Origin of the sequence: Idiomarina sp. UBA4206, assembly GCF_002383015.1 — a bacterium.
GTDB lineage: Bacteria > Pseudomonadota > Gammaproteobacteria > Enterobacterales > Alteromonadaceae > Idiomarina > Idiomarina abyssalis.
The window spans coordinates 34,161-45,306 of record NZ_DFTS01000014.1; the positions used below are offsets into that span (position 1 = coordinate 34,161).

Sequence of the window (11,146 nt, forward strand, 5' to 3'; positions counted from 1 at the left end):
CCGACCATTCATAGTGCCCGTGAACAGAATGTTGCCTTCTTTGCGGCCGGGCACCACGCTACTGAGCGTTACGGTGTTAAAGCGCTGGGGGAGCATTTAGCTGAACACTTCAAACTTGAGGTTAAGTTCATTGATATCGATAGTCCGGCTTAAGAGAAGCGCTAAATGAACAGAAAGAAGCAAGAAAGAGGGGACTTTAGCGGTATCAGCCAAAAATTCTCTAAATCAATCTACGACACCACAAAAGGCCAGTTAAGAGTTGAGGTGCTTAAACGCGATTTAGCCTCTCTACTGGCGAGTGAGCCATGCTCTGTGCTGGATGTTGGTGCCGGTTTAGGTCAGGTAAACCAATGGTTTCAGGAAAAAGGCTTTACCGTTGTGCACTCTGACCTGTCAACGGACATGGTTGAAGAAGCTTCCCGAAGACATAAAGCCGCAGGCTTGGGAGGTCAGTGTCAGTATATTACGGCCAGTTTAAACGGTTTGGTTAACCAGCAACCTCTCGTTCAGTACGATATTGTCCTTTGTCACGCTGTGCTGGAATGGCTGCCGGACACTGAGGTTGCTATTGAGCAACTGGCGTCATTATTGAAGCCCGGTGGCAGGCTTTCGCTCATGTTTTATAATCATCACGCTCAACTATTTGCTAATGCCGTTTATGGAAATTTTGATTACATAGAACGGGGATTAAAAGTTAAGAAGACCGTTCGTTTAAGCCCCCAAAACCCCGTTGTGCCAGAAAAAGTGGATGACTACCTGAAAGACAACAAACTAAAAGTCAGGCAGAAAACGGGGGTTAGATGCTTTCACGATTACTTACGAAACTTAGACGATCAACAACGGTTTGATGAGTTACTGTCACTTGAGATGAAATACAACCAAACATCCCCTTATCGCGAGTTGGGACGTTACCAGCATTGGCTTATCGAAAAGCCAAACTTTCAGGAGGAGTGAATATGGGAAAGCAGTGCGCATTTATTGGCTTAGGTGTTATGGGCTACCCTATGGCGGGACATTTACAAAATGCCGGGCACAGCGTTAGCGTATTTAACCGCACCACAGCTAAAGCTGAAAAATGGTCAAAGGAATTCTCGGGGAACTACGGGAAAACGCCAGCAGAGGCCGTTAAAAACGCCGATTTTGTCATGGTTTGTGTGGGAAATGACGACGATGTTCGCAGTGTTTTTTATGGTGACGACGGTCTGCTCTCAAAACTAAAACCCGGTGCAGTGGTTATTGACCATACAACGGCTTCTGCAGAATTGGCTCGGGGCTTAGAGCTGGCGGTAAAAGAAAAAGAGGGGAGCTTTCTTGATGCACCGGTTTCCGGCGGGCAAGCTGGTGCTGAAAATGGCGTTTTAACGGCAATGGTCGGCGGCAGTGATAAAACGTTTGCTGCCGCAGATGAGTTATTCCAATGCTATGCAAAAACTCGCCAGTTAATGGGGCCTGTTGGTAGTGGCCAGCTGGCAAAAATGGTTAATCAAATTTGTATTGCCGGTGTACTGCAAGGGTTATCGGAAGGTCTTCAACTAGCACGTAAGGTTGGGCTTGATCCGGATAAGCTTATTGCCGCCATTAGCAAGGGTGCCGCAGGTTCGTGGCAAATGGAAAACCGCTACAAAACTATGTGGGATAACCACTATGAGCATGGTTTCGCAGTGGACTGGATGCGCAAAGACTTGAAAATTGCGCTGGCTGAAGCGGATCGGCAGGGCGTTTCTTTGCCTGCGACAGCACTAATTGACCAGTTCTATGCAGATGTTCAAAAAATGGGTGGTAACCGTTGGGATACTTCAAGCCTTTTGGCTCGCCTGGAAAAGTAGTGATATTACTTCAGGAAGAAAAAAGGAGGCAAATGCCTCCTTTTTATTTGGTTAAGTTTTAAAACTTAACGGAAGCCTTTACGGCGTAATGCGTTTGTACTGAAGTCATCACGGCTTGGAGAAATATCCCATTCCATGTAAGTACTTTCTTCATTACCCAGACCAAGCGAGATGTAGCGACCTGAGTCCAGATCATACAGTGCTTCTGCGGCCATCCATGGTACGTCCTGGTTGTAGAACTGAGTATTCAGAGCTTCACCAACACGCCATAGTTCACCACGTCCGTCATAGTGATCAACCAAAGAGGCTGTCCAGCTATCTTCGTCCAGGTACATAGTACGCTTGGAGTAGATATGGCGTTCGCCATCTTTAAGGGTACCTTCAACAATCCAAACACGGTGTTTTTCGTAACGAATTAAGTCCTGATTCATATGGCCGGCTTTGATAATGTCTTCATAATCCAGCTCAGGGTTCATAATTTCGTAGTTGTTGTAAGGAATATAAACTTCTTTTTTCCCTTTTAGTTCCCAGTTGTACTTGTCCGGAGCACCATTGTACATATCCAGGTTGTCTGAAGTACGAAGACCATCAGCTGCTGTACCTGGTCCATCGTAGGCTACGTTAGGCGCACGGCGAACGCGACGTTGACCGGCGTTATAAATCCATGCACGACGACCTTCTTTGACCTGGTTAATGGTTTCATGTACCAGAAGTACAGTACCGGTTAAACGAGAAGGAGCTTCAACTTCCTGCATAAAGTAAAACAGAACGTTGTCGTCAGCTTCCTGACGTCCGGTTTCAAGATACTCCGGGAACACCAGTGTCTCTTTTAACTCGACCGTCGTGTAATTACCGTTTGATAATACGGGGAACTGAGCAATGTTACGTGTTACCGCGCCACCACGGTAGCGTGTAATATGGTTCCATACTGCTTCTAAGCCATTTTCCGGAATAGGAAACGGAATGGTTGTATCGAAGTTCTCGACACCGTTACCACCGGCAACCATTTCTGCATTTTCTGCATTTGATTTGATTTTCGGCCACAGTTCGTCCGGATAAGTTGCTGTACGACGAGTTGGATAAACGTTCATCTTATAGTCTGAGTACTTCTCAAACATTGCGATTTGACCTTCGCTAAGATGTTCTTTGTGCTCATCCAGATTGTCGTGGGTGATGGTAAATAACGGTTTATCATCGGCAAATGGGTTATTACCGCGAACAACATCGACCGACTTATCAGAGTAACCACCATCCCAGGCAGGGATAGATCCATCAGCGTTAGCTGCTTTCTCAGCACCGATAGGGGTTAAATCCTGACCGAGCCGAGCGGCTTCTTCTGGTGATACTTTAGCCGCAACGCTCGCGGAAATCACCGACATGGCGAATACGCCAGCTTTTAGCATCAGTTTATTCATTATAATTTTCCTTGTTGTTCTACTTTCCAACATCACTTTGCCAGAGGACTGACCTCTCAAGCAATACTTTAACGAAAAAAAGCACGAATTTAACGAAAAAAGGTTTTCAAATATTCTTGAGCTTATACAATCCTATGACATTTTTAGTACCCGGGAGGTTCCATGCGCTTGTCTTTAACCCCATTAGGGGTGTTGTTGGGGGCTATTTTTAGTACCACAGTGCTTGCACAGGAAGGCGACACAACAACAATAACTGATTACGAAGTGATCAGTGCACCAGCATTGTCATCAGACAGAATTAAAAGCGAAGTACTTATTGAGGTGACAACTGTCGGATCGCGTCTAGTCGCGGTTGGCGCGCATGGCAACATTCTATGGAAAGAAGACGACGACTGGCAACAAGCCGATGTTGATACCAGTGTACTGTTAACCAGTGTAGCCTTTGCCAATGAACAAATCGGTTGGGGAACAGGGCATCACGGTGTCATTATTAAAACTGAAGATGGCGGTAATAGTTGGAAGCGGCAGTTCGATGGTTTCGAGCTTATAAAACTTGAAAAGAACTATTATGAAAAGCGTATTGCTAAATTAAACGAGCAAATTGAATCGAGCGATGACGAAGAGGTTGTTGGCGAACTCGAATGGCAAGTTGAAGAGGCACAATTTCAAATTAGTAACATCGAGGTTGCCGAAGAAGAAGGTCCAAGCAAACCATTTTTAGATCTTTACGCTAAAAACGCACGTGAAGCGTTAGCAATTGGAGCCTATGGAACTTTTCTGAAAACTGAAGATGGTGGTGAGAGTTGGCAAGTGATTTCTCATCGACTGGAAAACCCTAATGGCTATCACTTAAATGCTATTTTCGGAAAAGGCGATGATCTTTATATTATGGGCGAGTCCGGTTTGGCATTTGCCAGTAATGACGGTGGAGCGAGCTGGGAAACATTGAATTCGCCTTACCATGGTTCGCTGTTCGGTGGTCATGTTGATACCGAGGGCAGGCTATGGGTTTATGGGCTGCGAGGAAACGCATTTGTTTCTGAAGATAAAGGCCAGAGCTTCACTACCATAGACACAGGCACCAGAGTTAACTTGTCGGCTGGTACAACGACTGAGTCCGGAACACAACTTATTGTTGGACATTCAGGGACTATCCTGGAGGTCGATGAACAGCTGAATGTAACGAACAGAACTCATCCTAGTGGTTCAGTCATGACTGATATTATCGAAGTGAGTGACGGCGAGTGGCTCATGACCGGGCGCAGCGGTTTGCTGCACTGGCCCGCCAAAACAACCGAAGAAGAAGCTTTAGCAACGCAACAAGGAGCGCAGTAAATGGATAATCCGAGTGCGAATAAGTCGGCAGGACTGCTGGAGAAACTATTATTCACGGTACGGGCTCCCTGGCTAATTGTCTTTCTGTTACTGACATTGTTTTTGGGCTATCACGCTTCGCAGGTGCGTCCTGACGCCAGCCTGACAAAAATGATTCCGACCAACCATCCTTTTATTCAGAACTACTTTGACTATCAGGATGATCTGGCCAGTTTAGGCAACGTGGTTCGGGTTGCTGTTGAGCATAAAGACGGAGATATTTTTGATCAGGAGTTTCAGCAAAAGCTGCAGGAAATTACCGACGAGATATTTTTCATCCCCGGCGTAAACCGTTCAGGACTAAGAAGCTTATGGACGCCAAATGTTCGCTGGATGGAAGTTACTGAAGAAGGTTTTGTCGGAGGACCGGTCATTCCCGATGGCTACGATGGCAGCGAAGAGTCATTAGAGCAGTTAAGAACGAATGTTTTGCGCTCGGGTGAAGTGGGCAACCTGGTTGCCAACAACTTTGAATCCACTATTGTTTATGTGCCGCTTGATGAGGTTAATCCAGATACCGGTGAAAAGCTGGACTATCAGCAGTTTTCGGAAAAGCTGGAAACCCTGGTTCGTGACAAATACCAAAGCGACAACATTGAAATTCATATTACCGGCTTTGCCAAGCTAATTGGTGACTTGATTGAAGGTGCGGAGCAGGTTGGCTTGTTCTTCCTGTTGGCAATTGCTATCACGCTCATTATGCTTTATTTCTACAGCCGCTGCTGGCGTAGCACCTTTATGGTGCTGAGTTGCTCCATAATTGCCGTAATATGGCAGTTAGGAATCATTAAACTCATAGGAAGCGGCATTAATCCGTATTCTATGCTGGTTCCGTTCCTGGTTTTTGCCATTGGGGTTTCCCACGGTGTGCAAATTATTAATGCCATTGGTATTAACCGGGTGGCAGGGCTTGATAAAGTTGCTGCTGCGCGTGCAGCGTTCCGCGGTTTGTACATAGCGGGGCTAACGGCTTTAGCCAGTGATGCTATTGGCTTTACCACTTTAATGGTTATTGATATTGAAGTGATTAAGGAATTGGCTATTGCAGCAAGTATTGGTGTAGCTGTTGTTGTGTTAACCAACCTTGGTTTGCTGCCTATCCTGATGTCTTATCTGGGCACATCCGATAACGGCGTGGCTTATCAGAAGAAGATTGAAGGCGAACGTCATCCATTATTTGAGTTCTTTGCTAAGTTTACTCAACCTAAGTGGGCGTATTCAGCACTAGGTGTTGCACTTGTTATGCTTGCCTGGGGTCTGGTTAACAGCCAAAACATGGCTATCGGCGACCTGGACAAAGGGGCGCCAGAGCTTCGTCCTGACAGTCGTTATAATCAGGATAATGCCTTTATCGTTGATAACTACAGTTCCAGTACTGACATCTTTGTTGTTATGGCGGCATCGGCTCCAGAGCAGTGCATTGCCTATGACAACCTCGAGTTGATGGAACGTTTTAGCTGGCATATGGAAAACACCAGCGGCGTTCAGGACGTTAAGTCTGTGGTTTACGTTTCTAAAATGGGTATGTTCGGTATTAACGAAGGTAACCTGAAGTGGTTCAGCTTAAACCGGAACCAGTACGTGATTAATGCGTCGTTAAGTCGCATTCCCGACGGGCTTATTAATAACGACTGCTCAATGGCCCCGGTGATTATCTATTTGGATGATCACAAAGCCGAAACGCTTGAAAACGTTGTTGCATCGGTTAATAACTTTAACCAGAACTATCAGCAGGACGGTTTAGAGCTGCTAATGGCGGCTGGTAACTCCGGGATAGAAGCTGCAACAAACTCGGTTATAGAAGCGGCTCAGAATAAAATGCTGCTGTGGGTATACGGCGTTGTGGTTTTGCTGTGCTTTATTACTTTCCGCAGTATTCGTACGGTTGCCTGTATTGTTCTGCCTCTGGCTTTCACTACGGTAATGAGTCAGGGTCTGATGGCGGTATTAGGCATTGGTATTAAAGTTGCGACCTTACCGGTTATTGCCTTAGGGGTTGGTATTGGTGTCGATTACGGCATTTATATCTACAGTAAGGTGAAAGAAGGTCTGGAGCAGGGCATGTCGCTGCAGGATACCTATAAGCACTCGCTGGACAACACTGGCAAAGCAGTAGGCTTTACTGGCCTCACGCTGGCCATTGGTGTTGCAACCTGGATATTCTCACCCATTAAGTTCCAGGCGGACATGGGCATACTGTTAACCTTTATGTTCCTGTGGAATATGCTGGGTGCGCTTATTCTTATTCCTGCACTGGCTCGTTTATTCCGGGTGGGGAATAAAAACAGCTGAGCTAGTCACTGACAAACTCAGGAGCGGTTTTATCAGGCGTCGGCTTTTATTAAGTCGGCGCCTTTTTCTGCTATAGCGATGGTGGGGGCGTTCGTATTACCACTTATAACACGGGGCATAATGGATGCATCCACGACCCGAAGCCGTTCAACACCTTTTACTCTTAACTCTGGGCTAACGACAGCGTCGTTGTCATTTTCAGGCCCCATTTTACAGGTTCCTGTCGGATGGTAGATAAGTCCGCATTTTGACTTAATTTGCTTTAAAAGTTGGTCGTCACTAAGTTCTGGGCTGGGGAATATAAACCCACCATGATGCTTTGATAAAGCGGGCTGCTTTAGTATTTCAAAAGCTTTTTTTATACCGTTAATTAAGGCTTTCTTGTCGCTTTCTTCTTTTAGAAAACCATAAGTAATGAGTGGTTTGCCAAAAGCGTTTTCCGGGTTCAGTCTAACTTCCCCGCGGGACTCCGGCCTTAATAAACACACATGACAGGTAAAACCTTGTTTTAAGGTTGGTGTCCAGTCATAGCCGCTGTCGTTAAACATTACCGGCAGCAAGTGAACTTGAATGTCCGGCTCCTGCACTTTGCCGGACGAGCAGTAAAACGCGCCGACTTCAGCCAGAGAATGGGCTAACTGACCTTTCTTTGTGAATAGGTAGCTCACAAAAGGAACTGATAGCTTCACTAAACCCCAGGGCGTAAGAGTCAGTCCGTCTTTGGCGTTGTTCTTACAATGAATACTGATATCAACGTGCTCCTGGAGGTTTTTGCCGACAGCAGAGTTTTCATGAACTAACTCAATTCCGGACTTAGTTAATTGCTCGGCGGAGCCAATACCCGAACGTAATAGAATTTGAGGAGAGTTAAATGCCCCCGCACAAAGGATGACCTCTTTCTCTGCATTCGCTATATATTGGTTTCTGCCTTGCTGGTAGCAAACGCCTGTGGCCTGTTTACCTGAAAACAGCACGCGCTCGGTTAAACAACCAGATAACACGGTTAAGTTTGTGCGAGTTAAAGCCGGTTTGAGGTAAGCGTGGTATGCACTGCATCGTTTCCCGTCTTTAATCGTAAACTGGTATGCACCGTGCCCCTCAAGTTGAGAGCCGTTAAAGTCCGGGTTAGCTCTTAAACCGTATTGATCACAGGCCTCTAAGAATTGTCTTGATACACTATAGTACGGGGCTACATCGGATACCGACAATGGTCCGTTGTCACCATGGTACTTTGAGTGTCCGCGGCTGTTATTTTCACTCTTTATAAAATAGGGAAGCAGGTCTCTATAGCTCCAGCCGTGATTCCCCAGTTCAGCCCAGGCGTTATAGTCACTTGCCAGGCCGCGGGTGTATATCATGGCATTGATACCGCTACTTCCACCCAGCATCTTTCCTCTTGGGGTATAGCAGCCTTTTTCGTTATCGAGTTGAGGCTCTTTTTGACTGCGGTACAGCCAGTTGAATTTTCGGCTGTGCATAAAGCGCGCAAAGCCGGAGGGCATATCTGAGAACAGACCGCCATGAGAGGTTCCGGCTTCTAATAGTAATACGCGGTACCTGCCACATTCAGTTAATCTGTTCGCTAAAGTACAGCCGGCAGAGCCGGCACCGACTATAATGTAGTCAAAGGACTCGGTGTTATTACAGGGAAGCGGCGTAGTCATACAGAGACTTTAATAAACGCAGTTTATGCGTGTCTTCCTGGTGCTGGCTCGCTAAGTCCTCAAGTTTGAGCGCAAACTCCTCAGCAGACAACATACCTTCTGGTGGCTCTACTAAGCGTTGCTGGCAAAATTGACGCCACTGGTTCAGCTCTTTGTCCGTGAGCGTTGAAGGGTAGTTTCTTGCCCGGTAGCGCAGTAACAACTGCGGCATGCGCTTGTCCTGAAAGTCCAGCTCCAGCCCAGCCAGTTGCTGAGGTTCAGATGAGCGAATAATCTCCATATGCTTTTTATCCTGGGGGGAGAAGAAGCCATCGTATATCTGGTGATCAACGTCTGTTCTGGGCGCGAACTCTTTTGTTTGTTCGAACACCTGCATGAGTTTGTCGCGGAAGTCGCTGTTTTCCTGCAGCCATTTGGCGTTTGCTTCAATAGCTGCTGTATCTAACGTTGCGTTACTTGCTGCCTCAGAAGAAATGGTTTTAATGGGCGCTAAGAAAGGACAGCGACCCAAATGAATATTTTGTAACCCACTTTTCTTAAGTCCTTGCTCATCGAGTTCTTTGCGGCTGGTGTAAGTTAAAGCGGTTAATTCCTCGACTGATTTCTCAGCAAAATCCATAGGGGGAACGCGCAAGTCCCAGGCTATGACGTTATTGTTCTGTTTAGGGTGAAAGCCCAGCGGCAGTATGGCCGACAAATAGCGGTTTGCTGTACCGTAAAACCCACTAACATGGGCTAAAGGTTCGGGTGCCTGCCAGTTAAACAGGTTCAGTAATTTTTGTTTACGGCGAATACTGTAGGCCCACTGCCAGAGTTTAGGTTGCTTTTCACTAATAAGCTTCGCCAGGCCGATGGTTGCATAAACGTCCGACATAGCATCGTGCGCCTGACCATGTTCAATGTTATTAGCAACACTTAAGTGCTCGAGTTTTAAACTGGGCTGTCCGTCTGCATTTTCCGGCCAGTTAATACCGTCCGGACGCAGCGCAAAACAGGCGCGCACCACATCTATTAAGTCCCAGCGTGAATTGCCATTTTGCCAGCTGTACTCGTAGGGGTCATAAAAATTACGATAGAACAATAAACGGGTGACTTCGTCGTCAAAGCGAATATTGTTGTAACCAATAATGGTGGTATTGGGCTGCTGAAACTCTTTTGCTATGGCTTTGCTGAATTCGGCTTCACCGACACCTTGTTTCAGTGCAAGCTGTGGCGTAATACCGGTAATTAAGGTGGCTTCCGGGTTAGGCAGAAAGTCTGGCGTAGGCTGAGCGTAAAGCGTTAACGGCCGACCGATAACGTTAAAATTGGCATCTGTGCGCAAGCCGGCAAACTGTGCGGGGCGGTCGACTAATGGGTTAGCCCCCCATGTCTCGTAATCGTGCCAGTAAAAAGTTTCTTGTTCGTTTTGTGCCATAAGCCTAACTGCTCAGCGGAAAAAGAAAACTATAGCACGAGGACAAGGAGGAATTCAGCCACTCACTGCCTTTCAATTTTGTTCACTTGAACATCGTAGGCTTTATTCAGTTTCTGCTCGAGAGTGCGTTCATCTTCATGACGAAAAGCGAGTTCTGCGTGGGGTAATATACGTTCAGCTAACCGTCGTGCAATAGCGTCTCTAAACTCCTGGTCGTCACCTAATGAGTTGCCGTCAACTTCCAGTGTTATTTGCTGTTTATCGCCTAAGTGTGTGTATTCAACGTGATAAGTCGGCATCTGAAAATCTCCTCGTTGTCAGTTCGGTAGTTTCCTGCGACTATGCTATTACTAACAGTCTAGCCTATAACAATAAAACCGAGGTCGAGATGAAAAAACTCTATTTATCTGCATTACTTACCGCTGCTGCGTTTGGATCGTTGTTACCGGCGCACGCTGATGATCACGATGTTGAATATGCCATGGCCATTCACGGCGGAGCCGGAACAATTACCCGGGCCAATTTAACCGCTGAACAGGAACAAGCCTACAAAGATAAACTGACAGAAGCGTTAGAAGCCGGCCGAAAGGTATTGAAAGAAGGCGGTGACAGTACTACAGCCGTTATTGCCGCTATTCAGGTAATGGAAGCCTCACCACTTTTTAACTCTGGCAAAGGCGCCGTTTATACCTGGGACGAAGAACATGAGCTTGACGCTTCACTGATGGAAGGTCTGAACGGAAATGCCGGGGCAATTGCGGGTGTGAAGACGGTAAAAAGTCCAATAGAATTAGCCCGCGAAGTAATGGAAGAGTCTGTACATGTGATGCTAAGTGGTGAAGGCGCAGAGCAGTTTTCTCGTCAGCAGGGACTGGAGCAGGTAGAGAACAGTTACTTTAATACCGAGCATCGTTATCAGCAGTTACAGAAAGCTAAAGAAACCATTAAGAAAAGTGAACAGCCAGAGCAGCAGGCCTGGGAATACCTGGATATTGATTACAAATACGGAACGGTTGGGGCTGTTGCGGTTGATAAAGACGGACTGTTGAGTGCCGGTACGTCAACCGGAGGCATGACAGCTAAACGTTATGGTAGAATAGGGGATTCCCCCATTATTGGTGCTGGTACATGGGCTGATAATGACAGCTGCGCTGTCTC

General features: G+C 46.6%; 10 protein-coding genes. 6 read left to right on the forward strand and 4 right to left on the reverse strand.

The genetic code is table 11. The features are described from left to right. Positions 1-6: 6 nt before the first annotated feature. The 3 genes from B3180_RS02815 to B3180_RS02825 are packed head-to-tail and all read left to right on the forward strand — an operon-like array spanning position 7 to position 1,826. Positions 7-153 carry a Nif3-like dinuclear metal center hexameric protein gene (locus B3180_RS02815; RefSeq protein WP_414654017.1) on the forward strand — a complete coding sequence of 49 codons (147 nt, stop codon included), beginning with the start codon at positions 7-9 and terminating at the stop codon, positions 151-153. A 12-nt stretch (positions 154-165) separates the two neighbouring features. Continuing rightward, the gene (locus B3180_RS02820) at positions 166-954 is read left to right on the forward strand and encodes a methyltransferase domain-containing protein (RefSeq protein WP_273023343.1); all 789 of its coding nucleotides are present in this window, start codon (positions 166-168) and stop codon (positions 952-954) included. A gap of 2 nt (positions 955-956) precedes the next feature. Next, positions 957-1,826: an NAD(P)-dependent oxidoreductase gene (locus B3180_RS02825; RefSeq protein ID WP_286842913.1), complete on the forward strand. Its 870-nt coding sequence runs from the start codon at positions 957-959 to the stop codon at positions 1,824-1,826. A 65-nt stretch (positions 1,827-1,891) separates the two neighbouring features. Here B3180_RS02825 and B3180_RS02830 read toward each other — a convergent pair whose 3' ends face one another. Continuing rightward, entirely contained in the window at positions 1,892-3,241 is a 1,350-nt protein-coding gene (locus B3180_RS02830; protein ID WP_222236915.1) for a DUF1329 domain-containing protein, read from the reverse strand. Between the two features lie 162 nt (positions 3,242-3,403). Between B3180_RS02830 and B3180_RS02835 the strand changes: the two genes are divergently transcribed. Together B3180_RS02835 and B3180_RS02840 are read left to right on the forward strand one after the other, a co-directional pair. Continuing rightward, positions 3,404-4,576 (forward strand): WD40/YVTN/BNR-like repeat-containing protein, encoded by a 1,173-nt coding sequence (locus B3180_RS02835; protein WP_273023346.1) that lies wholly within the window; start codon positions 3,404-3,406, stop codon positions 4,574-4,576. Continuing rightward, entirely contained in the window at positions 4,577-6,907 is a 2,331-nt protein-coding gene (locus B3180_RS02840) for an efflux RND transporter permease subunit (protein WP_278358660.1), read from the forward strand. It abuts the gene before it with no gap. 32 nt (positions 6,908-6,939) lie between these two features. Here the strand turns inward: B3180_RS02840 and B3180_RS02845 are convergent, their stop codons facing one another. The 3 genes from B3180_RS02845 to B3180_RS02855 form a co-directional block, all read right to left on the reverse strand. Then, complete coding sequence (locus B3180_RS02845; RefSeq protein WP_278358661.1) at positions 6,940-8,571, reverse strand: GMC family oxidoreductase; 1,632 nt, start codon at positions 8,569-8,571, stop codon at positions 6,940-6,942. Beyond that, positions 8,549-9,988: an exodeoxyribonuclease I gene (sbcB, locus tag B3180_RS02850; RefSeq protein ID WP_278358662.1), complete on the reverse strand. Its 1,440-nt coding sequence runs from the start codon at positions 9,986-9,988 to the stop codon at positions 8,549-8,551. The genes B3180_RS02845 and sbcB overlap by 23 nt, the downstream gene beginning before the upstream one ends. 62 nt (positions 9,989-10,050) lie before the next feature. Beyond that, entirely contained in the window at positions 10,051-10,287 is a 237-nt protein-coding gene (locus B3180_RS02855; protein WP_199495196.1) for a hypothetical protein, read from the reverse strand. An 89-nt stretch (positions 10,288-10,376) separates the two neighbouring features. Here B3180_RS02855 and B3180_RS02860 point away from each other — a divergent pair. After that, the coding region (locus B3180_RS02860) for an isoaspartyl peptidase/L-asparaginase family protein (protein WP_286843031.1) at positions 10,377-11,146 on the forward strand (770 nt) is incomplete at its 3' end.

What these genes read in the sequence shown, in the direction of transcription:
- B3180_RS02820 (WP_273023343.1), top strand. Translation starts at nt 166, where the DNA reads ATGAACAGAAAGAAGCAAGAAAGAGGGGACTTTAGCGGTATCAGCCAA.
- B3180_RS02825 (WP_286842913.1), top strand. Translation starts at nt 957, where the DNA reads ATGGGAAAGCAGTGCGCATTTATTGGCTTAGGTGTTATGGGCTACCCT.
- B3180_RS02830 (WP_222236915.1), bottom strand. Translation starts at nt 3,241, where the DNA reads ATGAATAAACTGATGCTAAAAGCTGGCGTATTCGCCATGTCGGTGATT.
- B3180_RS02835 (WP_273023346.1), top strand. Translation starts at nt 3,404, where the DNA reads ATGCGCTTGTCTTTAACCCCATTAGGGGTGTTGTTGGGGGCTATTTTT.
- B3180_RS02840 (WP_278358660.1), top strand. Translation starts at nt 4,577, where the DNA reads ATGGATAATCCGAGTGCGAATAAGTCGGCAGGACTGCTGGAGAAACTA.
- B3180_RS02845 (WP_278358661.1), bottom strand. Translation starts at nt 8,571, where the DNA reads ATGACTACGCCGCTTCCCTGTAATAACACCGAGTCCTTTGACTACATT.
- sbcB (WP_278358662.1), bottom strand. Translation starts at nt 9,988, where the DNA reads ATGGCACAAAACGAACAAGAAACTTTTTACTGGCACGATTACGAGACA.
- B3180_RS02855 (WP_199495196.1), bottom strand. Translation starts at nt 10,287, where the DNA reads ATGCCGACTTATCACGTTGAATACACACACTTAGGCGATAAACAGCAA.